The organism is Streptomyces sp. NPDC048419 (genome assembly GCF_043200415.1).
In the GTDB taxonomy this organism is placed as follows: domain Bacteria; phylum Actinomycetota; class Actinomycetes; order Streptomycetales; family Streptomycetaceae; genus Streptomyces.
On record NZ_JBICXT010000003.1, the window covers coordinates 433,533 to 457,762 of the forward strand.

Below are 24,230 nucleotides of genomic sequence, written 5' to 3' on the forward strand. Positions count from 1 at the left end.
GGGGCGGGGGCCCCGCGGGGGGGGCCCCGCCGGGCGGGGGGGGCCCCCCCGCCCCCCCCCCCCCCCCCCCCCCCCCCCCCCGGGGGGGGGGCCCCCCCCCCCCCCCCCCCCCCCCCCCCCCCGGCGCCACGTTTCTGCTGAGCGGGCTGTCAGGCGTCCTCGTGGACGACTGCGCGACGTGCATCGGCGTCCAGCACGCCCCAGCTGATCAGCTGCTCGGTGAGGACCGAGGGCGACTGGTCGTAGATGACGGCGAGTGTGCGCAGGTCGTCCTGGCGGATCGACAGCACCTTGCCGTTGTAGTCACCGCGCTGGGACTGGATCGTGGCCGCGTACCGCTGGAGGGGGCCCGCCTTCTCGGCCGGCACGGTCGCCAGCCGCTCCAGGTCCAGGACCAGCTTCGGCGGCGGCTCGGCGGCGCCGCCCGGGGTGGTGCCCGGCAGGAGCTCCTGCACCGGGACCCCATAGAAATCCGCCAGTTCGGCGAGGCGCTGCACGGTCACGGCTCGGTCGCCGCGCTCGTACGATCCGACCACTACCGCCTTCCAGCGTCCCTGGCTCTTCTCCTCGACACCGTGGAGGGAAAGGCCCTGCTGGGTGCGGATGGCCCGGAGCTTGGCCCCGAGCTGTTTGGCGTATTCGCTGGACATATAGCTCCCCGGACACTGTGTCGGCGCAGCTTGAGGGGTCCCGAGCCGCGCGTCTCGTAACTCACTGTGAGGTTACGCAGCGTGACTCTCGTGCGTCAAGCCGAATGGTCCACACCGACGCTTCCGTGGCGGCGGTGGCTGATTACGCCAGGGGGGTGATCTGGGGTGTCGACCGGGCCTGCTACCGTTGATGGCGCAAATCCGACGTCCTTTAAGGTCCGTCCCGTGAGGCGGAGAAGGGGGTCCGTTTCGTATGGACAAGCAGGACACGCAAGCATCCGATGCCCGGCCCGTGCTCGAAGGCCCCGACATCGCGCGGGTACTGACCCGCATCGCCCACGAGATCGTCGAGCGCGCCAAGGGTGCCGACGACGTGGTGCTCCTCGGCATTCCGACCCGGGGCGTCTTCCTCGCCCAGCGGCTCGCCGCCAAGCTGGAGGAGATCACCGCCCGCAAGATCCCGGTCGGTTCGCTCGACATCACCATGTACCGCGACGACCTGCGCATGCATCCGCCGCGAGCGCTGGCCCGCACCGAGATCCCCGGTGACGGGATCGACGGCAAGCTGGTCGTCCTCGTCGACGACGTACTCTTCTCCGGCCGCACCGTCAGAGCCGCCCTCGACGCCCTGAACGACGTCGGGCGCCCGCGCGCGGTCCAGCTCGCGGTCCTCGTCGACCGCGGCCACCGCGAACTGCCCATCCGCGCCGACTACGTCGGCAAGAACCTCCCCACGTCGCTGCGGGAGACGGTCAAGGTCCTGCTCGCCGAGGAGGACGGTCGCGACACCGTGCTGCTCGGTGTGAAGCAGACCCAGTAGCGGGCAGGGGGCGTTCGCCGTTCCGGCGTGCCCCCGCCCGCCCGGCTGTGCTCGCCCGGGGACACCCCCGGGCCCCGGATCCCGAAACCTGAACTGCCTTACGGAGCCTGACAGATGCAGCGTCATCTCATCTCGGCCGCCGACCTCACCCGCGACGACGCCGTCCTGATCCTCGACACCGCCGAGGAGATGGCCCGGGTCGCCGACCGGCCGATCAAGAAACTGCCGACCCTGCGCGGCCGCACGGTCGTCAACCTCTTCTTCGAGGACTCCACGCGCACGCGTATCTCCTTCGAGGCCGCCGAGAAGCGGCTGTCCGCGGACGTCATCAACTTCACCGCCAAGGGTTCGAGCGTCTCCAAGGGCGAGTCCCTGAAGGACACCGCCCAGACGCTGGAGGCCATGGGCGTCGACGCCGTGGTCATCCGGCACGGCGCCTCCGGAGCGCCGTACCGCCTCGCCAACTCCGGCTGGATCGACGCCGCCGTCATCAACGCCGGTGACGGCACGCACCAGCACCCCACGCAGGCCCTGCTCGACGCCTTCACCATGCGCCGCCGGCTGGTCGGCCGGGACGCCGGGATCGGCCAGGACCTGGCCGGCAAGCGCATCACGCTCGTCGGCGACGTCCTGCACAGCCGCGTGGCCCGCTCCAACGTCGACCTGCTGCACACGCTCGGCGCCGAGGTCACCCTCGTCGCGCCGCCCACCCTGGTGCCGGTCGGCGTCGGGACCTGGCCCTGCGAGGTCTCGTACGACCTCGACGCCGTGCTGCCCAAGTCCGACGCGGTCATGATGCTGCGCGTCCAGCGCGAGCGCATGAACGCCGCGTTCTTCCCGACCGAGCGCGAGTACTCGCGCCGCTACGGCCTCGACGGCGAGCGCATGGCGAAGATGCCCGAGCACGCCATCGTGATGCACCCCGGCCCGATGGTCCGCGGCATGGAGATCACCGCCGAGGTCGCCGACTCCGACCGCTGCACCGTCGTCGAGCAGGTCGCAAACGGAGTCTCCATCCGGATGGCCGTCCTGTACCTGCTGCTCGGTGGCAACGAGCCCGCCGTCACCCACCCCCGCCCCGCCGGTTCCGAGGAGAAGTAAGTCCATGAGCAAGATCCTTATCCGTGGTGCGAAGGTGCTCGGCGGCGAGCCGCAGGACGTGCTGATCGACGGTGCGACGATCAGCGAGGTGGGCGCCGGTCTGTCCGCCGAGGGCGCCGAGGTCATCGAGGCGGCCGGCCAGGTGCTGCTGCCGGGCCTCGTCGACCTGCACACGCACCTGCGCGAGCCGGGCCGCGAGGACTCCGAGACCGTTCTGACCGGCACGCGCGCGGCGGCGAGCGGCGGCTTCACGGCCGTGTTCGCCATGGCCAACACCTTCCCGGTGGCCGACACCGCCGGCGTCGTCGAGCAGGTCTGGCGGCTGGGCCGGGAGCACGGCTACTGCGACGTGCAGCCCATCGGCGCCGTCACCGTCGGCCTGGAGGGCAGGAAGCTCGCCGAACTGGGCGCCATGCACGAGTCGGCCGCCGGGGTCACCGTCTTCTCGGACGACGGCAAGTGCGTCGACGACGCCGTGATCATGCGCCGCGCGCTGGAGTACGTGAAGGCCTTCGGCGGTGTCGTCGCCCAGCACGCACAGGAGCCGCGGCTGACCGAGGGCGCCCAGATGAACGAGGGCATCGTCTCCTCGGAGCTGGGGCTCGGGGGCTGGCCGGCGGTGGCCGAGGAATCGATCATCGCCCGGGACGTCCTGCTCGCCGAGCACGTCGGCTCCCGTGTGCACATCTGCCACCTGTCGACCGCCGGCTCGGTCGAGATCGTGCGCTGGGCCAAGTCCCGAGGCATCGACGTCACCGCCGAGGTCACCCCGCACCACCTGCTCCTGACGGACGAGCTGGTGCGGACCTACAACCCGGTCTACAAGGTCAACCCGCCGCTGCGCACCGAGCGCGACGTGATCGCCCTGCGCGAGGCGCTCGCCGACGGCACGATCGACATCGTCGCCACCGACCACGCCCCGCATCCGCACGAGGACAAGGACTGCGAGTGGGCCGCGGCCGCCATGGGCATGGTGGGCCTGGAGACCGCGTTGTCGGTGGTGCAGGAGACCATGGTGGACACCGGGCTCCTCACCTGGGCCGGGGTCGCCGAGCGCATGTCCGTCAAGCCCGCGGCGATCGGGCAGGCCGAGGGCCACGGGCGTCCCGTCTCGGCTGGTGAGCCCGCCAACCTCACGCTCGTCGACACGGCATACCGTGGGTCGGTGGACCCCGCGGGCTTCGCCTCGCGCAGCCGGAACACCCCGTACGAGGGGCGTGAGCTGCCGGGCCGTGTCACGCACACGTGGCTCCGGGGCAAGGCCACGCTCGTCGACGGGAAGCTCACGTGACACCTGCAACTCTGCTCGCGGCCCCGCTCGCGGACGGGAAGAAGTCGGCCGAGGTCACCGACTGGGCCGCCCGCGTCGGCTGGCTCGTCGGACTCGTCCTCTTCATCGCGCTCGTCTACTGGCTGATGCGCGAGGGCTGGAAGTGGCGCGGCACGCTCCAGGGAGACCTGCCCGAACTCCCCAGCGCGCCGGACGAGCCCGGCGAGGCGAGACTGACTCTGCTGTCGACGAGTGGCCGCTACCACGGCTCCACCACCGCCGGTCAGTGGCTCGACCGGATCGTGGCGCGCGGCCTCGGCACCCGCAGCCGGGTCGAGCTCTCGCTGACGGACGCGGGACTGGACGTGGTACGCCCCGGCGCGGCCGACTTCTTCATCCCGCTCGCGCAGCTGCGCGAGGCCCGGCTCGACAAGGGCATCGCCGGCAAGGTGCTGACCGAGGGCGGACTGCTGGTGGTGACCTGGCAGCACGGCGAGCGGCTGATCGACTCGGGCTTCCGCTCCGACCACGCGGCCGAGCACACGGAGTGGGTCGACACCCTGAACAACATGATCAACAAGACGGAAGGCGCACGATGACAACCTCCACCAGGGGAGCCAGCAGGACTCCCGCCGTACTCGTCCTGGAGGACGGCCGGATCTTCCGCGGCCGTGCCTACGGGGCCGTGGGGGTGACCTTCGGCGAGGCGGTCTTCTCGACCGGCATGACCGGCTACCAGGAGACCCTGACCGACCCGTCGTACCACCGCCAGGTCGTCGTGATGACCGCCCCGCACGTGGGCAACACCGGAGTCAACGACGAGGACCCGGAGAGCAGGCAGATCTGGGTCGCCGGCTACGTCGTGCGCGACCCCGCGCGCGTGCCGTCCAACTGGCGCTCCCGGCGCTCGCTGGACGACGAGCTGCGCCACCAGGGCGTCGTCGGCATCTCCGGCATCGACACGCGCGCGCTGACGCGCCACCTGCGCGAGCGCGGCGCGATGCGCGTCGGCATCTTCTCCGGCAACGCGCTGCCCGACGAGGGCACCATGCTCACCGAGGTCCGCCAGGCCCCCGAGATGAAGGGCGCCGACCTCTCCGCCGAGGTCGCCACCAAGGAGGCGTACGTCGTCCCGGCCGTCGGCGAGAAGAAGTTCACCGTCGCCGCCGTCGACCTCGGCATCAAGGGCATGACCCCGCACCGCATGGCCGAGCGCGGCATCGAGGTGCACGTGCTGCCCGCCACGGCCACCGCCGACGAGGTCTACGCCGTCGCGCCCGACGGCGTGTTCTTCTCCAACGGCCCGGGCGACCCGGCCACCGCCGATCACGCGGTCTCCGTCATGCGGTCCGTCCTGGAGCGCGGCACCCCGCTCTTCGGCATCTGTTTCGGCAACCAGATCCTGGGCCGGGCCCTGGGCTTCGGCACCTACAAGCTCAAGTACGGCCACCGCGGGATCAACCAGCCGGTGCAGGACCGCACGACCGGCAAGGTCGAGGTCACCGCGCACAACCACGGCTTCGCCGTCGACGCCCCGCTCGACAAGGTCTCCGAGACCCCCTTCGGCCGCGCCGAGGTCTCGCACGTCTGCCTGAACGACGACGTGGTGGAGGGGCTGCGGCTCCTGGACCGCCCGGCCTTCAGTGTCCAGTACCACCCCGAAGCGGCAGCCGGCCCGCACGACGCCGCCTACCTGTTCGACCGCTTCGTATCCCTGATGGAGGGCCAGCGTGCCTAAGCGCACCGATATCCAGTCCGTCCTGGTCATCGGCTCCGGCCCGATCGTCATCGGCCAGGCCGCCGAGTTCGACTACTCCGGCACCCAGGCGTGCCGCATCCTGCGCGCCGAGGGCCTGCGGGTCGTCCTGGTGAACTCCAACCCGGCGACGATCATGACCGACCCGGAGATCGCCGACGCCACCTACGTCGAGCCGATCACCCCGGAGTTCGTCGAGAAGATCATCGCCAAGGAGCGCCCGGACGCCCTGCTGCCCACCCTGGGCGGCCAGACGGCGCTCAACACGGCGATCTCGCTGCACGACAACGGCGTGCTGGCCAAGTACGGCGTCGAGCTGATCGGCGCCCGTCCCGAGGCCATCCACAAGGGTGAGGACCGCGACCTCTTCAAGGGCGTCGTGGAGGAGGTCCGCAGGAAGATCGGCCACGGCGAGTCCGCCCGCTCGGTCATCTGCCACACGATGGACGACGTCCTGGGGGGCGTCGAGACCCTCGGCGGCTACCCGGTCGTCGTCCGCCCGTCCTTCACCATGGGCGGCGCCGGCTCCGGCTTCGCGCACGACGAGGAGGAGCTGCGCCGCATCGCCGGCCAGGGCCTCACGCTCTCCCCGACCACCGAGGTGCTCCTGGAGGAGTCCATCCTCGGCTGGAAGGAGTACGAGCTGGAGCTGATGCGCGACAAGCACGACAACGTCGTGGTCGTCTGCTCCATCGAGAACTTCGACCCCATGGGCGTGCACACCGGCGACTCGATCACCGTCGCCCCGGCGATGACGCTCACCGACCGCGAGTACCAGGTGCTGCGCGACGTCGGCATCGCGATCATCCGCGAGGTCGGCGTCGACACCGGCGGCTGCAACATCCAGTTCGCGGTGAACCCCGAGGACGGCCGCGTCATCGTCATCGAGATGAACCCGCGGGTGTCGCGCTCCTCCGCCCTCGCGTCCAAGGCGACGGGCTTCCCCATCGCCAAGATCGCCGCCAAGCTCGCCGTCGGCTACACCCTCGACGAGATCCCGAACGACATCACGCGGGAGACCCCGGCCTCCTTCGAGCCCACGCTCGACTACGTGGTCGTCAAGGCCCCGCGGTTCGCCTTCGAGAAGTTCCCGCAGGCCGACTCCACGCTGACGACCACCATGAAGTCGGTCGGCGAGGCCATGGCCATCGGGCGCAACTTCACCGAGGCCTTCCAGAAGGCGCTGCGCTCGTTGGAGAAGAAGGGCAGCCAGTTCACGTTCGTCGGCGAGCCCGGCGACAAGGCCGCCCTCCTCGAAGAGGCGGTCCGCCCGACCGACGGCCGCATCAACACCGTCATGCAGGCGATCCGCGCCGGTGCCACGCCGGAGGAAATCTTCGAGTACACGAAGATCGACCCCTGGTTCGTCGACCAGCTCTTCCTCATCAAGGAGATCGCGGACGAGCTCGCCGAGACACCCGAGCTGACGCCGGACCTGCTCGCCGAGGCCAAGCGGCACGGCTTCTCCGACGCCCAGATCGCCGAGATCCGCGGCCTGCGCGAGGACGTCGTGCGCGAGGTCCGGCACGCGCTGGGCGTCCGCCCGGTCTACAAGACGGTCGACACCTGCGCCGCCGAGTTCGCCGCGCGGACGCCGTACTTCTACTCCTCCTACGACGAGGAGACGGAGGTCGCCTCCCGCGAGAAGCCGGCCGTCATCATCCTGGGCTCCGGCCCCAACCGCATCGGCCAGGGCATCGAGTTCGACTACTCGTGCGTGCACGCGTCCTTCGCGCTGAGCGACGCGGGCTACGAGACCGTGATGGTCAACTGCAACCCGGAGACCGTCTCCACGGACTACGACACCTCCGACCGCCTGTACTTCGAGCCGCTGACGCTCGAGGACGTGCTGGAGATCGTCCACGCCGAGCAGCAGGCCGGCCCGGTGGCGGGCGTCGTGGTCCAGCTCGGCGGCCAGACCCCGCTGGGCCTGGCACAGGCGCTCAAGGACAACGGCGTGCCGATCGTCGGCACGCCCCCCGAGGCGATCCACGCCGCCGAGGACCGCGGCGCCTTCGGCCGCGTCCTCGCCGAGGCGGGCCTGCCGGCCCCCAAGCACGGCACCGCCACCACCTTCACCGGTGCCAAGGCCATCGCCGACGAGATCGGCTACCCGGTCCTCGTCCGGCCGTCGTACGTCCTCGGCGGCCGCGGCATGGAGATCGTCTACGACGAGACCCGGCTGGAGTCCTACATCGCCGAGTCGACCGAGATCAGCCCCTCCCGGCCGGTATTGGTCGACCGCTTCCTCGACGACGCGATCGAGATCGACGTCGACGCCCTCTACGACGGCACCGAGCTCTACCTCGGCGGCGTCATGGAGCACATCGAGGAGGCCGGCATCCACTCCGGCGACTCGGCGTGCGCGCTGCCCCCGATCACCCTCGGCGGCTTCGACATCAAGCGCCTGCGGGCCTCGACCGAGGCCATCGCCAAGGGCGTCGGCGTCCGCGGCCTGATCAACATCCAGTTCGCGATGGCGGGCGACATCCTCTACGTCCTGGAGGCCAACCCGCGCGCGTCCCGCACCGTCCCCTTCACCTCGAAGGCGACCGCGGTGCCGCTGGCGAAGGCCGCCGCCCGGATCTCGCTGGGCGCGACCATCGCCGAACTGCGGGCCGAGGGCCTGCTCCCGGCGAACGGCGACGGCGGTGAGCTGCCGCTCGACGCGCCGATCTCCGTCAAGGAGGCCGTCATGCCCTGGTCCCGGTTCCGGGACATCCAGGGCCGCGGCGTCGACACCGTGCTCGGCCCGGAGATGCGCTCCACCGGCGAGGTCATGGGCATCGACTCCGTCTTCGGCACGGCGTACGCCAAGTCGCAGGCGGGCGCGTACGGTCCGCTGCCCACCAAGGGCCGCGCGTTCATCTCGGTCGCCAACCGCGACAAGCGCTCGATGATCTTCCCTGCGCGCGAACTCGTCGCCCACGGCTTCGAGCTGCTCGCCACCTCGGGCACCGCCGAGGTCCTCAAGCGCAACGGCATCAACGCCACGGTCGTGCGCAAGCAGTCCGAGGGCGTGGGCCCGAACGGCGAGCGGACCATCGTCCAGCTCATCCACGACGGCGAGGTCGACCTCATCGTCAACACCCCGTACGGCACCGGCGGCCGCCTCGACGGCTACGAGATCCGTACGGCGGCAGTGGCGCGGTCGGTCCCGTGCCTGACGACGGTCCAGGCGCTCGCCGCGGCCGTCCAGGGCATCGACGCCCTCAACCACGGTGACGTGGGCGTCCGCTCGCTCCAGGAACACGCGGAACACCTGACCGCGGCCCGCGACTAGCAGCCGACGAGGGGGACACCGGAAACGGTGTCCCCCTCTGTATGAGGACACATCTGAGATGTACAAGCTCTTCTTCCGTCTGGTCTTCAAGCGGATGGACCCCGAGCAGGCGCACCACCTGGCCTTCCGCTGGATCCGCCTCGCCGTCCGCATCCCCGTGCTGCGCACCTTCTTCGCCGCCGCGCTCGCGCCGCGCTTCGATGAACTGCGCACCGAGGCCTTCGGGCTGCGCATGCACGGCCCGTTCGGCCTCGCCGCGGGCTTCGACAAGAACGCGGTCGCCATCGACGGCATGTCGATGCTGGGCTTCGACCACGTCGAGATCGGCACGGTGACCGGCGAGGCGCAACCCGGCAACCCCAGGAAGCGGCTGTTCCGGCTCGTGAAGGACCGCGCGCTGATCAACCGCATGGGCTTCAACAACGAGGGCTCGCTGGCCGTGGCGGCCCGTCTGGCGTCCCGTGAGCCGGTGTTCAGGACCGTCGTCGGCGTCAACATCGGCAAGACCAAGGTCGTCCCCGAGGACGAGGCCGCCGCGGACTACGTGAGGTCGGCCGAGCGGCTGGCGCCGTACGCCGACTACCTGGTCGTGAACGTCTCCTCGCCCAACACACCCGGGCTGCGCAATCTCCAGGCCACCGAGGCGCTGCGGCCGCTGCTGAGCGCCGTCCGCGAGGCCGCCGACCGCACGGTGACCGCCCGCCGCGTCCCGCTCCTGGTCAAGATCGCGCCGGACCTCGCGGACGAGGACGTCGACGCCGTCGCCGACCTCGCCGTCGAACTCGGCCTCGACGGGATCATCGCCACGAACACCACCATCGCGCGCGAGGGACTCGGCCTGCGCTCCGACCCGTCCCTGGTCAAGGAGACCGGCGGCCTGTCCGGAGCACCGCTCAAGGCCCGCTCCCTGGAGGTGCTGCGCCGCCTCTACGCGCGCGTGGGCGACCGCATCACCCTCGTGGGCGTCGGCGGCATCGAGAACGCCGAGGACGCCTGGCAGCGCATCCTGGCGGGCGCCACGCTCGTCCAGGGCTACAGCGCCTTCGTCTACGAGGGCCCCTTCTGGGGGCGCGCCATCCACAAGGGCCTCGCCGCCCGCCTCCGCACCAGCCCGTACGCCACCCTCGCCGACGCGGTCGGCGCCGACACAAGGAGCACCGCATGAGCGTTCTCGAGCCTTTCGGCACGCGTCTGCGCCGCGCGATGGACGAGCGCGGGCCGCTGTGCGTCGGCATCGACCCGCACGCCTCCCTGCTCGCCGAGTGGGGCCTGAACGACGACGTGGCCGGCCTGGAGCGGTTCAGCCGCACGGTCGTGGAGGCCATGGCCGACCGGGTCGCCGTCCTGAAGCCGCAGAGCGCGTTCTTCGAGCGCTTCGGGTCCCGCGGCGTCGCCGTACTGGAGAAGTCGGTCGAGGAGGCCCGGGCGGCCGGCGCGCTGGTCGTGATGGACGCCAAGCGCGGCGACATCGGCTCGACCATGGCCGCGTACGCCGAGACCTTCCTGCACAAGGACTCCCCGCTCTTCTCGGACGCGCTCACCGTCTCGCCCTATCTCGGCTACGGCTCGCTCTCCCCGGCCGTCGCCCTGGCCCGGGAGAGCGGCACGGGCCTGTTCGTGCTCGCGCTGACCTCCAACCCGGAGGGTGGCGAGGTGCAGCACGCCGTGCGCGCGGACGGGCGGACCGTAGGAGCGACGATGCTGGCCCACCTCGCCGCCGAGAACGAGGGGGAGCAGCCCCTGGGGTCCTTCGGGGCGGTCGTCGGCGCCACCCTGGGCGACCTGTCCTCCTACGACCTGGACATCAACGGGCCGCTGCTGGTGCCCGGCATCGGCGCCCAGGGGGCCACCGCCGCCGACCTTCCCGGCGTCTTCGGTGCCGCGGTGCGCAACGTCGTGCCGAACGTCAGCCGGGGAGTGCTGCGGCAAGGGCCCGACACCGGGGCGCTGCGCGCCGCCGCGTCCCGCTTCGCCGAGGAGATCAGCGCCGCCGTGGCGGCTCTGTGAGGTCTTCGCGAAGGCCCGCTGCGGCCTTCGCGGAGACCCTCGCGGGCGTTCGAGCCGGTCGCGCGAGTCCTCCGACGAGTGGCCGGACGGGTGTTCCACGGACCTCTTGAGTCTGAATACATCCTCAAATCTGGGGCAGTATGTCCTAAATGTCCGACCTGGCGGAGGCTGACCAGGACTTTTCCGCTGTTCTCGCTGACTCTGGCGGACTTGCCCGCTAGTCTCCGACGGGTGGGGGCACCCCCACACCCTTTAGGTAGTGGGGGACGACGGGCAAGCGTGTTGCTCGTGGCTCCCCAGGTGTGGGGCGACTAGGTTCCTCACCGGTCCGTATCCGACAGTTCGACATCCGAGGTGACGTAGGCGTGGCTCTTCCGCCCCTTACCCCTGAACAGCGCGCAGCCGCGCTCGAAAAGGCCGCCGCGGCTCGCCGGGAGCGGGCCGAGGTCAAGAATCGACTCAAGCACTCCGGCGCCTCCCTGCACGAGGTCATCAAGCAGGGCCAGGAGAACGACGTCATCGGCAAGATGAAGGTCTCCGCGCTGCTCGAGTCGCTGCCCGGCGTGGGCAAGGTCCGCGCCAAGCAGATCATGGAGCGACTCGGCATCTCCGAGAGCCGCCGCGTGCGCGGCCTCGGTTCCAACCAGATCGCCTCCCTGGAGCGTGAGTTCGGCAGCACCGGCTCCTGAGTCCGGGATCTCCGGACCGGAGTCCCGGGCATACCGGGATTGCTGGAATAATCGCTGCATGAGTGAACGTCCGCGGCTGACCGTGCTCTCCGGCCCCTCGGGGGTCGGCAAGAGCACGGTCGTCGCCCATATGCGCAAGGAACACCCCGAGGTCTGGCTCTCGGTGTCGGCGACGACCCGCAAGCCCCGCCCCGGCGAGAAGCACGGTGTCCACTACTTCTTCGTCACCGACGAAGAGATGGACAAGCTGATCGCCAACGGCGAGCTGCTGGAGTGGGCGGAGTTCGCCGGCAACCGCTACGGCACGCCGCGTGCGGCCGTGCTGGAGCACCTGGAGACCGGAGTGCCGGTCCTCCTGGAGATCGATCTCCAGGGCGCCCGGCAGGTCCGCGAGACCATGCCCGAGGGCCGGCTGGTGTTCCTGGCTCCACCCTCCTGGGAGGAGCTCGTGCGCAGGCTCACCGGGCGGGGCACCGAGCCGCCCGAGGTGATCGAGCGCCGGCTGGACGCGGCGAAGATCGAGCTGGCGGCCGAGCCGGAGTTCGACATGACCTTGGTCAACACCTCCGTCGAGGACGTGGCTCGCGAGCTGCTAGCCTTGATGGACGTTGTGTGATCGTTCCTGATCGTCAAGATCGTCAGGGTTCGGTCACCCGCACTGGTTCTTTCCCATCCATCGGAAGGTAGAGCGTGTCCTCTTCCATCTCCGCGCCCGAGGGCATCATCAACCCGCCGATCGACGAGCTCCTCGAGGCCACCGACTCGAAGTACAGCCTCGTGATCTACGCGGCCAAGCGTGCCCGCCAGATCAACGCGTACTACTCGCAGCTCGGTGAGGGCCTCCTCGAGTACGTCGGTCCGCTCGTCGACACCCACGTCCACGAGAAGCCGCTCTCGATCGCCCTGCGCGAGATCAACGCGGGACTGCTGACCTCCGAGGCCATCGAGGGCCCGGCGCAGTAGTACGTTCGTATCGCAGTTAGCTTTTCCACAGGCCCGGCAGCGCGACTGTCGGGCCTGTGGTGTGTGATGGAGACGTACGCCGGGAGCCGTGGCGTACGGATGTCGAGTGCGGGGAGGCCCGGTGGACAAGCCGAAGGTCGTGCTGGGGGTCAGCGGCGGAATCGCCGCCTACAAGGCCTGTGAGTTGCTGCGAAGGCTGACGGAGTCGGGACACAGCGTGCGCGTGGTCCCCACCGCCTCCGCCCTGCACTTCGTGGGCGCCGCGACCTGGTCCGCCCTCTCCGGCAACCCCGTCTCCACCGAGGTCTGGGACGACGTCCACGAGGTGCCGCACGTGCGCATCGGGCAGCACGCCGACCTGGTCGTCGTCGCCCCGGCGACCGCGGACGTCCTCGCGAAGGCCGCCCACGGCATCGCCGACGACCTGCTCACCAACACCCTGCTGACCGCCCGCTGCCCGGTCGTCTTCGCGCCCGCCATGCACACGGAGATGTGGGAGCACCCGGCCACCCAGGAGAACGTGGCGACGCTGCGCCGCCGCGGCGCCGTCGTCATCGAGCCCGCCGTCGGCCGTCTGACCGGCGTCGACACCGGCAAGGGCCGGCTGCCCGACCCGGCCGAGATCTTCGCCGTCTGCCGCCGAGTGCTGGACCGGGGCGTCACCGAGCCGGACCTCACCGGGCGGCACGTCGTCGTGAGCGCCGGCGGCACCCGCGAGCCCCTCGATCCGGTGCGCTTCCTCGGCAACCGCTCGTCCGGCAAGCAGGGCTACGCCCTCGCCCGCACCGCGGCCGCGCGCGGCGCCCGGGTCACGCTCGTCTCCGCGAACACCGGTATGCCCGACCCGGCGGGCGTGGACGTCGTCCAGGTCGGCACGGCCGTGCAGCTGCGCGAGGCGGTGCTGAAGGCGGCGGCGGACGCCGACGCCGTCGTGATGGCGGCCGCGGTCGCGGACTTCCGCCCGGCGGCGTACGCATCCGGGAAGATCAAGAAGAAGGACGACAAGGACCCGGACCCCATCGTCCTCGTGCGGAATCCGGACATCCTCGCGGAGATCTCCGCGGAGCGCGCCCGCGACGGCCAGGTGGTCGTCGGCTTCGCCGCCGAGACCGACGACGTCCTGGCCAACGGCCGGGCGAAGCTTCGGCGAAAGGGCTGCGACCTCCTCGTGGTGAACGAGGTGGGCGAGCGCAAGACCTTCGGCTCCGAGGAGAACGAGGCGGTGGTGCTGGGCGCCGACGGCACCGAGACCCCGGTCTCGCACGGCCCCAAGGAGCACCTGGCCGAAACGGTCTGGGATCTGGTGGCGGAGCGTCTGAGCTGAATGTTTCATTCGCTTCTCGAACCTCTCAAACCTCTGCCACGGGGGCGTGGCGCCCCTGGCCAAGTCCGTGGAGGATTGGGCAGAATGCGCGTGCCGCAGGTCACAGCCCTCCCGAGAGGCGAGACAGGGAGGCCGATGGCCGGGCACGACCGATAAACTGTTCTCGGACGGTGCCGGGCGCAGCCTCCGGGCCCGTCCGCCAATGATCAGCCAGCAGCCGCTGCAACCCCAGGGAGCGTTGTGTCCCGTCGCCTGTTCACTTCGGAGTCTGTGACCGAGGGTCACCCCGACAAGATCGCTGACCAGATCAGTGACACCATTCTCGACGCGCTTCTGCGCGAGGACCCGTCCTCCCGGGTCGCCGTCGAGACGCTGATCACCACCGGATTGGTCCATGTCGCCGGTGAGGTCACCACCAAGACCTACGCGGACATCGCGACCCTCGTCCGCGGCAAGATCCTCGAAATCGGCTACGACTCCTCGAAGAAGGGCTTCGACGGCGCCTCCTGCGGCGTCTCGGTGTCCATCGGCGCGCAGTCCCCTGACATCGCCCAGGGCGTCGACACGGCGTACGAGTCCCGGGTCGAGGGCGACGAGGACGAGCTCGACAAGCAGGGCGCGGGCGACCAGGGCCTGATGTTCGGTTACGCGACCGACGAGACGCCCACCCTCATGCCGCTGCCGATCTTCCTGGCGCACCGTCTGTCGAAGCGCCTGTCGGACGTCCGCAAGAACGGCACCATCCCCTACCTGCGCCCCGACGGCAAGACGCAGGTCACCATCGAGTACGACGGCGACAAGGCCGTCCGTCTCGACACCGTGGTGGTCTCCTCGCAGCACGCGAGCGACATCGACCTGGAGTCCCTCCTCGCCCCCGACATCCGCGAGTTCGTCGTGGAGCCGGAGCTGAAGGCGCTCCTGGACGAGGGCATCAAGCTGGACACGGAGAACTACCGCCTCCTGGTCAACCCCACCGGCCGCTTCGAGATCGGCGGCCCGATGGGCGACGCCGGCCTGACCGGCCGCAAGATCATCATCGACACGTACGGCGGCATGGCCCGGCACGGCGGCGGCGCCTTCTCGGGCAAGGACCCGTCCAAGGTGGACCGCTCCGCCGCGTACGCGATGCGCTGGGTGGCGAAGAACGTCGTCGCCGCCGGTCTGGCGTCCCGCTGCGAGGTCCAGGTCGCGTACGCGATCGGCAAGGCCGAGCCGGTCGGCCTCTTCGTCGAGACCTTCGGCACCGCCAAGGTCGACACCGAGAAGATCGAGAAGGCCATCGACGAGGTCTTCGACCTCCGTCCGGCCGCGATCATCCGCGACCTCGACCTGCTCCGCCCGATCTACGCCCAGACCGCGGCGTACGGCCACTTCGGCCGCGAGCTCCCCGAGTTCACCTGGGAGAACGCGGACCGCGTGGACGCACTGCGCAAGGCCGTGGGCCTGTAGGTCCCTGAGTCTCGGCGAGGCCCGGTTCCCCTGGGGGAGCCGGGCCTCGGTGCGATCCGGCGGTGATGCGCTCGCGGGCCCGATCCGTGGACCCCTGATCGTCTCCCCGGGGCGCCGGCCCCGGGAGAGCCGACCGGCGCGGCCCGGTGCGATGGCCGCGGGTACTTCCGGGGATGTCCCCTCGCAGGTTCGAATCCTGCTGCCGGTCCTGGACCGGTATGGCCGAGTGGCCCAAGGCAGAAGCGCCTGACGGCGTTCGTGATCCGACGCCGGAACGATCTCGGGCGTGCGTCGGTGTCAGTGGGGTTTGGTAAGAATGCAAGCGTGAGCAGCGAGAACGGTCAGGGGGACGGGGGCGCGGAAGGCGCGCCCCCGGAGCAGCTCGCGCTCATCCGGGAGAGCGTACGCAAGGCGCAGGTGCCCAGGGCCAAGCCGCGGACGTGGCGGGGGGCCGCGCTGGCCAAGGAGCTGCCGGTGGCGCGGGTGCTGGTCGACAAGGGCGTGCTGCACCTCGACCGGTACTTCGACTACGCGGTGCCCGAGGAGCTGGACGCCGATGCCCAGCCGGGTGTGCGGGTGCGGGTGCGGTTCGGGGCCGGGCGGCACCGGGTGCGGGACGGACGGCGCGAGGGAGGCGGGCTGATCGACGGCTTCCTCGTCGAGCGGCTCGCGGAGTCCGACTACTCCGGGCCGCTGGCCGCGCTGGCGCAGGTCGTCTCGCCCGAGCCGGTGCTGAGCGAGGAGTTGCTGGGGCTCGCACGGGCCGTCGCCGATCGGTATGCGGGGAGCCTCGCCGATGTGCTCCAGCTCGCCGTGCCGCCGCGCAGCGCGCGGGCCGAGCAGCGGCCGTCTCCCGAGCCGCTGCCACCGCCCGATAAGCCGGATGCCGGCTCCTGGGAGCGGTACGAGCGGGGCGCCGGGTTCCTGGAGTCGCTGGCGTCCGGTGGCGCGCCGCGTGCGGTGTGGAACGCGCTGCCCGGACCCGAGTGGAGCGACGAGCTGGCGCGTGCCGTGGCCGCGACCCTGGCCTCGGGGCGTGGTGCGCTCGCCGTGCTGCCCGACGGACGGGCGGTGGCCCGCGTCGACGCCGCGCTGACCGCGCTGCTGGGCAAGGGGCGCCATGCGGTGCTTACCGCCGACGCCGGGCCCGAGAAGCGGTACCGCGAGTGGCTTGCGGTACGGCGGGGGTCCGTACGGGCTGTCATCGGCACCCGCGCCGCCATGTTCGCCCCGGTGCAGAACCTCGGCCTCGTCGCCGTCTGGGACGACGGGGACGACAGCCACAGCGAACAGCACGCGCCCCAGCCGCACGCCCGGGAGGTGCTGCTGCTGCGGGCCGCCCTCGACAAGTGCGGGTTCCTGCTGGGCGGCTGGAGCTGCACCGTGGAGGCCGCGCAGCTCGTCGAGAGCGGCTGGGCCCGGCCGCTCGTCGCCGCGCGCGAACAGGTGCGGGGCGCCGCTCCGCTCGTACGGACGGTCGGCGACACGGATCTCGCGCGGGACGAGGCGGCTCGGGCCGCCCGGCTGCCGACCCTCGCCTGGCAGGCCGTCAGGGAGGGCCTGCGGCACGGGCCGGTGCTCGTGCAGGTCCCGCGGCGGGGCTACGTCCCCCGGATGGCATGCGCCAACTGCCGGGCGCCCGCGCGCTGCCGGCACTGCGCCGGGCCGCTGGAAGGTCAGGAATCGGGGGCCGCGCTGCGGTGCGGATGGTGCGGGCGCGACGAGAGCGGCTGGCACTGTCCGGAGTGCGGCGGGTTCCGGTTGCGGGCGCAGGTGGTGGGGGCGCGCCGTACCGCCGAAGAACTCGGGCGGGCGTTTCCGGCCGTACCGGTGCGGACCTCCGGGCGTGAGCATGTGCTCGACACCGTGCCCGGTGCGCCCGCGCTGGTCGTGAGCACACCGGGCGCCGAGCCGGTCGCCGAGGGCGGATACGCGGCGGCACTGCTGCTGGACGGCTGGGCCATGCTCGGGCGGCCCGACCTGCGTGCCGGTGAGGACGCCCTGCGCCGCTGGATCGCGGCCGCCGCGCTCGTCCGGCCGCAGGGCGCCGGAGGCACCGTGGTCGTCGTCGCCGAGCCGACGCTGCGGCCGGTGCAGGCGCTGGTGCGGTGGGACCCCGTCGGCCACGCGGTGCGGGAGCTGGCCGAGCGTGCCGAGCTCGGCTTCCCGCCGGTGTCACGGATGGCGGCGGTGTCCGGGCCGGCGGAGGCGATCGCCGAGTTCCTCGGCGCGGCCGAACTGCCGCGCGAGGCCGAGGTGCTGGGCCCCGTGCCGCTCCCGGTCACGCGGGCCGGAGGACCACGCCGGCCGGGGGCGCCGCCTCCGGGGGAGCACTGGGAGCGGGCCCTGGTCCGCGTACCACCGGGCAGCGGTGCCGCCCTGGCCGCGGCACTCAAGGCCGCGCAGGCGGCGCGGATGGCGCGGGGACCCGGGGAGGTGGCGGTGCGGGTACGGATCGATCCGCCGGACATCGGGTGAGGCGGTCGTGCCAGGACCCCCGGTGCCAGACCCCCCCCCGGCCACCCCCACCCTCGGGCCGCCTCCACCCTCGGGCCGGCCACCCCCGTCCCCATGCCACATACGTCTGCCCTCCCGGTTCATGCCGGGAGGGCAGGAGGGAAGCGGAAGGGCGGATCAGCCGTTGCGTGGGCCCGGGAAAGCCGTCGGCATGACCTCGTCGCGCAGGGACGGGCTGCCGGCCGTCGGCTGGGTCGGCATGGAGCGGGCGGCGGGGACCGTGGGCACCGCCTGCATGCCGGTGCTGACGCCGACCGGGCGGGGTGCCGTCGGCTCGGCCGTCAGCTCGGTCTCGGCGGCCGCCTGGGTCGCGGCCCGACGGGCGCCGTAACGGCGGTGCACCGCCTGCTTGGTGACCCCGAGGGCGGAACCCACCGCGTCCCACGAGAAGCCGAGTGAGCGGTCGAAGTCGACCGCGGCCGTGACCAGGGTCTCGACACTGTCCCGCAACTCCTGGGCAAGACGCACCGTCGGGGCGGGAGCGCGTCCGTAGACGACGAAGCCCGTGGAGGGACCGGAGCGGCGCGGGCGGTAGACGTTGCCCAACTGGGCGGTGAGGGTGCGCAGTGCGTCCACCTGCCGGCGGACCCGCTCGATGTCCCGCACCAGCAAGTGCAGGCTGGCCCGAGCCTGGGCGTCGTGGGTTGCGTGGTCGGCCATGAACAAGCCTCTCGAACCGGCGTTGAAAACGGATCCGGGCCGCGCGCTCGCGGCCCGTTGTGGTCAACTCTCACTTGACCAACGTGTTTTTGCTCCGAGGGTCACGCTCAGGGGGCGTAGGGGCATATGCATACGCCCCCAAGGGTGGTCACGCGCCGCGGACCTCGCCGGCCCCGTCCCGTCCGCGCACGTGGACGCGGCGCTCCGAGCCCGGGGTCATAGACTTGTACGTCGCCGCAACAGCCCCCGCCCGAGAGGCCCCGCCCACCCATGAAGCTCGTCTTCGCCGGTACCCCCGAGGTCGCCGTTCCCGCCCTGGACGCTCTCATCGCCTCCGAGCGGCACGAGGTGGCCGCCGTCGTCACGCGCCCCGACGCGCCGGCCGGCCGGGGCCGCAGGCTGATCGCGTCGCCCGTGGCGCAGCGGGCCCAGGAGGCCGGCATCGAGGTGCTCAAGCCCCTCAAGCCGCGGGACCCCGCATTCCTCGAGCGGCTGCGGGAGATCGCCCCAGACTGCTGCCCTGTCGTCGCCTACGGCGCCCTGCTGCCCCGCGTCGCCCTCGACATCCCCGCCCACGGCTGGGTCAACCTGCACTTCTCGCTGCTGCCCGCCTGGCGCGGCGCCGCGCCCGTGCAGGCCGCGATCATGGCCGGTGACGAGATGACGGGCGCCTCCACCTTCCTCATCGAGGAGGGGCTCGACTCCGGTCCCGTCTACGGCACCGTCACCGAGACGATCCGGCCCACCGACACCAGCGGCGACCTGCTCACCCGTCTCGCCTTCGCCGGCGCGGGGCTGCTCGCCGCCACCATGGACGGCATCGAGGACGGCACGCTGAAGGCGGTGCCGCAGCCCTCCGAGGGCATCAGCCTGGCGCCGAAGATCAGCGTCGAGGACGCCGGGGTCGACTGGTCCACCCCGGCGCTCAGGGTCGACCGGGTGGTGCGCGGCTGCACGCCGGCGCCCGGTGCCTGGACCACCTTCCGCGGCGAGCGTCTGAAGCTCATCCAGGTCACGCCCGTGCCGGACCGCACCGACCTCGCACCGGCGCAGCTGTCGGTCGGCAAGAACAGCGTGCACGCCGGCACCGGTTCGTACGCCGTCGAGCTGCTGTGGGTGCAGGCCCAGGGGAAGAAGCCGATGCGGGCGGCGGACTGGGCGCGCGGCGTGCGCATCGCGGACGGGGAGACGCTCGGCGACTAGCGCGCAGCGACGCTCCCGGCAGCGGCCGTAAAGGCGCGACGTAGGCTTGGTGCGTATCTCTCCCAGACATCCGGAGCACCTTTTTCGTGAGCGACACCTCCACTGGGCCCCGCAAGCCCGGCAAGCCCTACCGGCGGCCGAAGAAAGACCCCGTCCGCATCCTCGCCTTCGACGCGCTGAGGGCCGTGGACGAGCGGGACGCCTACGCCAACCTCGTGCTGCCGCCGCTGCTGCGCAAGGCCCGGGAGAAGGGCGACTTCGACGCTCGGGACGCGGCGCTCGCGACCGAGCTGGTGTACGGGACGCTGCGGCGGCAGGGGACGTACGACGCGGTCATCGCCGCCTGTGTGGACCGGCCGCTGCGCGAGGTCGACCCGCCGGTACTGGACGTGCTGAGCCTCGGGGTCCATCAGCTGCTCGGGACGCGCATCCCGACCCATGCGGCGGTGTCCGCGACCGTGGAGCTCGCCCGGGTCGTGCTCGGCGACGGGCGGGCCAAGTTCGTCAACGCCGTGCTGCGCAAGGTCGCGCAGGCCGACCTCGACACCTGGATCGAGCGCGTCGCACCGCCCTACGACGACGACCCCGAGGACCATCTCGCCGTCGTCCACTCACACCCGCGCTGGGTCGTCTCCGCGCTGTGGGACTCCCTCGGCGGCGGCCGGGCCGGCATCGAGGAGCTGCTGGCGGCGGACAACGAGCGGCCCGAGGTCACCCTCGTCGCGCGGCCCGGGCGGGGCACGACCGAGGAGCTGCTCGGCGAGGAGGCCGCCGTGCCGGGCCGCTGGTCGCCGTACGCGGTGCGGCTGACCGAGGGCGGCGAGCCCGGCGCCATCGAGGCCGTACGGGACGGCCGGGCCGGCGTGCAGGACGAGGGCAGCCAGCTGGTGGCCCTGGCGCTCGCCGACGTGCCCGTGGAGGGCCGCGACGAAAGGTGGCTCGACGGGTGCGCCGGGCCCGGCGGCAAGGCGGCGCTGCTCGCGGCGGTCGCCGCCGAGCGCGGTGCCGTCCTGCTCGCCGCCGAGAAGCAGCCGCACCGGGCGGGCCTGGTCGCCAAGGCGCTGCACGGCAACCCGGGTCCCTACCAGGTCGTCGCCGCCGACGGGACCCAGCCGCCGTGGCAGCCCGGCTCCTTCGACCGGGTGCTGATGGACGTGCCCTGCACCGGGCTCGGCGCCCTGCGCAGGCGGCCCGAGGCCCGCTGGCGGCGCCGTCCCGAGGACCTGGAGAGTTTCGCGCCGCTCCAGCGCTCCCTGCTGCGCAGCGCCCTGGACGCCGTACGGGTCGGCGGTGTCGTCGGCTACGCCACCTGCTCGCCGCACCTCGCCGAGACCAGGGCCGTCGTCGAGGACCTGCTCAAGCAGCACCCCGACGCCGAACTCGTCGACGCGCGGCCCCTGTTGCCGGGCGTACCGGACCTCGGCGAGGGCCCCGACGTGCAGCTGTGGCCGCATCTGCACGGGACCGACGCCATGTACCTGGCGCTCATTCGGAGGACTGGCTGACCCGGTCCTGAGCCGGTGGCACCGCGGTGGCCGAGCCGTCCCGCCGGGACAGCTGGTGCGGCCACCACACTTTCCTGCCCACGTCGAGGAAGAGGGACGTGACCAGCACGGAGCGGACGATGAAGGTGTCCAGCAGGACGCCGAGGGCCACCGCGAAGCCGATCTCCGCGAAGCCCACCATCGGCAGGGTGCCGAGGGCGGCGAACGTGCCGGCGAGGACCAGTCCGGCCGAGGTGATCACCGCGCCGGTCGCGGCGAGGCCCGTGACCACGCCGGGGCGGGTGCCCTGGCGGACGGCCTCCTCGCGGATGCGGGTGGTCAGGAAGATGTTGTAGTCGATGCCCAGGGCCACCAGGAAGACGAAGACGAACAGCGGGAACGCCACGTCCTCGCCCGCGTAGTCGAAGACATGGCGGAAGGCCAGTGCGCTCAGACCCAGCGCCGTGGCCAGGGACAGCATCACGGTGCCGATGAGCAGCAGGGGTGCCACGAGCGCGCGCAGCAGGACGCAGAGCACCAGCAGGACGACGGCCAGGACGAGCGGGATGACCAGGTAGTTGTCGTGGGTCTGGGCGTTCTCCATGTCGATCAGGGCGGCCGTGCCGCCGCCGACCTGCGCGTCGGCGCCGGGCACCGCGTGCACCGCGTCGCGCACCCGGTCCACGGTCGCCTTCGCCGCGTCGCTGTCGGACGGGGCGCGCATGGTCGCCTCGAACAGCACCTGGCCGGCGTGCTCGGGCGCCGTGCCGGGCGGGACGCCGATGCTCTGCGGCACGACCCCGCGGTCCGCGGCGACGGCCCGGCCCACCTGTGCGGCCTGCGCCTTGTTCGAGATGATCACGAGCGGATCGCCGGTGCCCCCGGGGAAGTACCGCGCGGACACCTTCTGGCCGGTGATCGAGTCCGGTGTGTTGGTGAAGGCGTCCGCGTTGGCGATCCCCGCCGCGCGCAGCTGGAACAGCCCCAGGGACAGGACGATCAGCACACCGGCCGTGATGCTCCAGACCATGCGCGGCCGGCGGGCGAAGTTGCGGCCCATCCGGGCCCAGACGCCCCGCTCGGTCGGATCGGCGGACCCGAGGTGGGGGACGGCCGGCCAGAAGATCCAGCGACCGACGATCAGCAGCAGGGCCGGGAAGAGGGTGAGCATGGCCAGCAGGGCGACCGCCACGCCGATGGCCGCCACCGGGCCGAGGCCGCGCGTGGAGTTCATCTCGGCGACCAGCAGCACCAGCATGCTCAGCACGACCGTCAGGCCGGAGGCCAGCACCGCCGGGCCCGCACGGTTCATGGCGAGCTCCATCGCCTCGTGGCGGTCCTCGTGGCGGCGCAGCTCCTCCCGGTAGCGGGCGACGAGCAGCAGCGCGTAGTCCGTGCCCGCGCCGAACACGAGCACCGTGAGGATGCCGGCGCTCTGCCCGTTGACCGTCAGACCGCCGTGCTTGGCGAGCAGGTAGATCAGTGCCTGCGCCGTGAACAGGGCCACCACCACCCCGAGGAGCGGCGCGAACAGCAGCGTGGGACTGCGGAACGTCAGCAGCAGCATCACGACGACGACGGCCATCGCGGAGAACAGCAGCGTCGAGTCGATGCCCTCGAAGGCCTTGGAGAAGTCCGCGGACGTGCCGCCGGGCCCGGTGACGTGCACGGCGAGTCCGCCGCCACCCTTGCCCACCTGGTCGCGGATGGAGTCCACCGCGGGCGCGATGCGCTGCCATCCCTGGGCGTCCATGGTGATCGGGACGTAGATCTGGGCGGCGCGGGGGGCGAGCCTGCGGTCGTGGACGGGCCCGCGGGTCTCCGCGCCGCGGATGCCGTGCTCGCTCAGGGCCCTGATCTGCCGGGCGTCCTCGGCGATCTGCACGCGGTCCCGGACGGTGAGCCCGCCGGGGCGTGCGTAGACGACGACCGCGGGGATCTGCTCCGGCCTGAAATGCTCGGAAGTGCTCAGCACCTGCGTGGACTCGGCGGAACCGGGCAGCCACGACTGGGCGTCGTTGTCCTGGGCGTCGCTGAGTTTCGCCCCGAACGGTGCGGCGATCACCAGGACCACCAGCCACAGGACCACGATCAGCCACTTCGAGCGCCGTCCGCACACGAACCGGATGACGTTCCGCTTCCAGGTGTAGAGCTGCCTCATGGCTACCCCCGTAGACATATCCGGCGCCGCTCGGCGGCCCAGCATGGCACGCACCGCCCGCGGGCAACATCCGATGAACGGCTTAGGTCTGGACCGGCGCGAACAAACGTGCCCGGACATGGCAGGCTTGGGTCATGGCCGCGCAGATCAACCCCAGCATCCTGTCCGCCGACTTCGCCCGCCTCGCGGACGAGGCGAAGGCGGTGGAGGGAGCCGACTGGCTCCACGTCGACGTCATGGACAACCATTTCGTCCCGAACCTCACGCTCGGTGTGCCGGTCGTAGAGTCCCTGGCCCGTGCGACGGACACCCCGCTGGACTGCCATCTGATGATCGAGGCCCCCGACCGGTGGGCGCCCCAGTACGTCGAAGCGGGGGCCTCCTCCGTCACCTTCCATGTCGAGGCGGCCACCGCTCCGGTGCGGCTCGCCCGGGAGATCCGGGCCAAGGGCGCCCGTGCGTCCATGGGGCTCCGGCCCGCGACGCCCATCGAGCCGTACGAGGATCTGCTCCCCGAGCTGGACATGCTGCTGATCATGACGGTGGAGCCGGGCTTCGGCGGGCAGGCGTTCCTCGACATCATGCTCCCGAAGATCCGCCGCACCCGCGAGTTGATCAGCAAGCACGGCCTGGAGCTGTGGCTCCAGGTCGACGGAGGTGTCTCGGCCTCCACCATCGAGCGCTGCGCCGAGGCCGGCGCGGACGTCTTCGTCGCGGGATCGGCGGTCTACGGAGCCGACGACGCGACCGAGGCGGTCCGTGCACTGCGCAACCAGGCGGAGAACGTGATCTCGAAGGCGTCCTGGGCATGCGACCACTGACCGACAGGAACGTGAACAGCTACATGAACGGCGCCCATCAGGGCGGATCAAGTACGCCGAATCTGCAAGGAT

20 protein-coding genes are annotated in these 24,230 nt (G+C 71.7%); 17 read left to right on the plus strand and 3 right to left on the minus strand.

The genetic code is table 11. From position 1 onward, the window contains the following. Nucleotides 1–149: 149 nt before the first annotated feature. Nucleotides 150–650 (minus strand): transcriptional regulator BldD, encoded by a 501-nt coding sequence (bldD, locus tag ACGFYN_RS09715; protein ID WP_016434222.1) that lies wholly within the window; start codon nt 648–650, stop codon nt 150–152. 253 nt (nt 651–903) lie between these two features. Between bldD and pyrR the strand changes: the two genes are divergently transcribed. From pyrR to ACGFYN_RS09785, 14 genes are all read left to right on the plus strand, one after another. Continuing rightward, the gene (gene pyrR, locus ACGFYN_RS09720) at nt 904–1,470 is read left to right on the plus strand and encodes a bifunctional pyr operon transcriptional regulator/uracil phosphoribosyltransferase PyrR (RefSeq protein WP_393865227.1); all 567 of its coding nucleotides are present in this window, start codon (nt 904–906) and stop codon (nt 1,468–1,470) included. 114 nt (nt 1,471–1,584) lie between these two features. Next, a complete protein-coding gene (locus ACGFYN_RS09725; RefSeq protein WP_393865228.1) occupies nt 1,585–2,571 on the plus strand; it encodes an aspartate carbamoyltransferase catalytic subunit in 987 nt (328 codons plus the stop codon). A 4-nt stretch (nt 2,572–2,575) separates the two neighbouring features. Beyond that, nucleotides 2,576–3,862, plus strand: a complete 1,287-nt coding sequence (locus tag ACGFYN_RS09730; RefSeq protein ID WP_393865229.1) for a dihydroorotase — start codon at nt 2,576–2,578, stop codon at nt 3,860–3,862. After that, nucleotides 3,859–4,440 (plus strand): hypothetical protein, encoded by a 582-nt coding sequence (locus ACGFYN_RS09735; protein ID WP_393865230.1) that lies wholly within the window; start codon nt 3,859–3,861, stop codon nt 4,438–4,440. The genes ACGFYN_RS09730 and ACGFYN_RS09735 overlap by 4 nt, the downstream gene beginning before the upstream one ends. Next, the gene (carA, locus tag ACGFYN_RS09740; RefSeq protein WP_393865231.1) at nt 4,437–5,579 is read left to right on the plus strand and encodes a glutamine-hydrolyzing carbamoyl-phosphate synthase small subunit; all 1,143 of its coding nucleotides are present in this window, start codon (nt 4,437–4,439) and stop codon (nt 5,577–5,579) included. The genes ACGFYN_RS09735 and carA overlap by 4 nt, the downstream gene beginning before the upstream one ends. Then, entirely contained in the window at nt 5,572–8,880 is a 3,309-nt protein-coding gene (carB, locus tag ACGFYN_RS09745) for a carbamoyl-phosphate synthase large subunit (RefSeq protein ID WP_393865232.1), read from the plus strand. The genes carA and carB overlap by 8 nt, the downstream gene beginning before the upstream one ends. Before the next feature lie 58 nt (nt 8,881–8,938). Beyond that, complete coding sequence (locus ACGFYN_RS09750) at nt 8,939–10,045, plus strand: quinone-dependent dihydroorotate dehydrogenase (protein ID WP_393865233.1); 1,107 nt, start codon at nt 8,939–8,941, stop codon at nt 10,043–10,045. Then, the gene (gene pyrF, locus ACGFYN_RS09755) at nt 10,042–10,887 is read left to right on the plus strand and encodes an orotidine-5'-phosphate decarboxylase (protein WP_393865234.1); all 846 of its coding nucleotides are present in this window, start codon (nt 10,042–10,044) and stop codon (nt 10,885–10,887) included. Before ACGFYN_RS09750 ends, pyrF begins: the two co-directional genes overlap by 4 nt. Nucleotides 10,888–11,252: 365 nt before the next feature. Further along, nucleotides 11,253–11,576, plus strand: coding sequence for an integration host factor (locus ACGFYN_RS09760; RefSeq protein ID WP_003977346.1), 324 nt, complete (start codon nt 11,253–11,255; stop codon nt 11,574–11,576). A 58-nt stretch (nt 11,577–11,634) separates the two neighbouring features. Beyond that, nucleotides 11,635–12,192 carry a guanylate kinase gene (gene gmk / locus ACGFYN_RS09765; protein WP_393865235.1) on the plus strand — a complete coding sequence of 186 codons (558 nt, stop codon included), beginning with the start codon at nt 11,635–11,637 and terminating at the stop codon, nt 12,190–12,192. Between the two features lie 74 nt (nt 12,193–12,266). Continuing rightward, nucleotides 12,267–12,539, plus strand: coding sequence for a DNA-directed RNA polymerase subunit omega (rpoZ, locus tag ACGFYN_RS09770; protein WP_003977348.1), 273 nt, complete (start codon nt 12,267–12,269; stop codon nt 12,537–12,539). Between the two features lie 121 nt (nt 12,540–12,660). Continuing rightward, nucleotides 12,661–13,863, plus strand: a complete 1,203-nt coding sequence (coaBC, locus tag ACGFYN_RS09775; protein ID WP_393865236.1) for a bifunctional phosphopantothenoylcysteine decarboxylase/phosphopantothenate--cysteine ligase CoaBC — start codon at nt 12,661–12,663, stop codon at nt 13,861–13,863. Nucleotides 13,864–14,103: 240 nt separating this feature from the next. Continuing rightward, the gene (metK, locus tag ACGFYN_RS09780; RefSeq protein WP_393865237.1) at nt 14,104–15,312 is read left to right on the plus strand and encodes a methionine adenosyltransferase; all 1,209 of its coding nucleotides are present in this window, start codon (nt 14,104–14,106) and stop codon (nt 15,310–15,312) included. Between the two features lie 324 nt (nt 15,313–15,636). Further along, nucleotides 15,637–17,790, plus strand: a complete 2,154-nt coding sequence (locus ACGFYN_RS09785; protein ID WP_393865238.1) for a primosomal protein N' — start codon at nt 15,637–15,639, stop codon at nt 17,788–17,790. 156 nt (nt 17,791–17,946) lie between these two features. Here ACGFYN_RS09785 and ACGFYN_RS09790 read toward each other — a convergent pair whose 3' ends face one another. Next, complete coding sequence (locus ACGFYN_RS09790; protein WP_393865239.1) at nt 17,947–18,489, minus strand: hypothetical protein; 543 nt, start codon at nt 18,487–18,489, stop codon at nt 17,947–17,949. Between the two features lie 270 nt (nt 18,490–18,759). Here ACGFYN_RS09790 and fmt point away from each other — a divergent pair, with 270 nt between their 5' ends. Together fmt and ACGFYN_RS09800 are read left to right on the plus strand one after the other, a co-directional pair. Further along, a complete protein-coding gene (gene fmt / locus ACGFYN_RS09795; RefSeq protein ID WP_393865240.1) occupies nt 18,760–19,692 on the plus strand; it encodes a methionyl-tRNA formyltransferase in 933 nt (310 codons plus the stop codon). 86 nt (nt 19,693–19,778) lie between these two features. Continuing rightward, nucleotides 19,779–21,197, plus strand: coding sequence for an RsmB/NOP family class I SAM-dependent RNA methyltransferase (locus tag ACGFYN_RS09800; protein WP_393865241.1), 1,419 nt, complete (start codon nt 19,779–19,781; stop codon nt 21,195–21,197). Here ACGFYN_RS09800 and ACGFYN_RS09805 read toward each other — a convergent pair. Beyond that, nucleotides 21,178–23,337 carry an MMPL family transporter gene (locus ACGFYN_RS09805; protein WP_393865242.1) on the minus strand — a complete coding sequence of 720 codons (2,160 nt, stop codon included), beginning with the start codon at nt 23,335–23,337 and terminating at the stop codon, nt 21,178–21,180. The two genes, ACGFYN_RS09800 and ACGFYN_RS09805, sit on opposite strands and share 20 nt — an antisense overlap. Before the next feature lie 134 nt (nt 23,338–23,471). Here ACGFYN_RS09805 and rpe point away from each other — a divergent pair, with 134 nt between their 5' ends. Continuing rightward, nucleotides 23,472–24,158: a ribulose-phosphate 3-epimerase gene (rpe, locus tag ACGFYN_RS09810; protein ID WP_393865243.1), complete on the plus strand. Its 687-nt coding sequence runs from the start codon at nt 23,472–23,474 to the stop codon at nt 24,156–24,158. Nucleotides 24,159–24,230: the final 72 nt, after the last annotated feature.

Excerpts from the sequence above, each read along its gene's own strand:
- carA (WP_393865231.1), top strand. The coding sequence starts at position 4,437 with ATGACAACCTCCACCAGGGGAGCCAGCAGGACTCCCGCCGTACTCGTC.
- ACGFYN_RS09730 (WP_393865229.1), top strand. The coding sequence starts at position 2,576 with ATGAGCAAGATCCTTATCCGTGGTGCGAAGGTGCTCGGCGGCGAGCCG.
- ACGFYN_RS09750 (WP_393865233.1), top strand. The coding sequence starts at position 8,939 with ATGTACAAGCTCTTCTTCCGTCTGGTCTTCAAGCGGATGGACCCCGAG.
- rpe (WP_393865243.1), top strand. The coding sequence starts at position 23,472 with ATGGCCGCGCAGATCAACCCCAGCATCCTGTCCGCCGACTTCGCCCGC.
- fmt (WP_393865240.1), top strand. The coding sequence starts at position 18,760 with ATGAAGCTCGTCTTCGCCGGTACCCCCGAGGTCGCCGTTCCCGCCCTG.
- pyrF (WP_393865234.1), top strand. The coding sequence starts at position 10,042 with ATGAGCGTTCTCGAGCCTTTCGGCACGCGTCTGCGCCGCGCGATGGAC.
- ACGFYN_RS09805 (WP_393865242.1), bottom strand. The coding sequence starts at position 23,337 with ATGAGGCAGCTCTACACCTGGAAGCGGAACGTCATCCGGTTCGTGTGC.
- bldD (WP_016434222.1), bottom strand. The coding sequence starts at position 650 with ATGTCCAGCGAATACGCCAAACAGCTCGGGGCCAAGCTCCGGGCCATC.
- ACGFYN_RS09725 (WP_393865228.1), top strand. The coding sequence starts at position 1,585 with ATGCAGCGTCATCTCATCTCGGCCGCCGACCTCACCCGCGACGACGCC.
- gmk (WP_393865235.1), top strand. The coding sequence starts at position 11,635 with ATGAGTGAACGTCCGCGGCTGACCGTGCTCTCCGGCCCCTCGGGGGTC.
- pyrR (WP_393865227.1), top strand. The coding sequence starts at position 904 with ATGGACAAGCAGGACACGCAAGCATCCGATGCCCGGCCCGTGCTCGAA.
- ACGFYN_RS09790 (WP_393865239.1), bottom strand. The coding sequence starts at position 18,489 with ATGGCCGACCACGCAACCCACGACGCCCAGGCTCGGGCCAGCCTGCAC.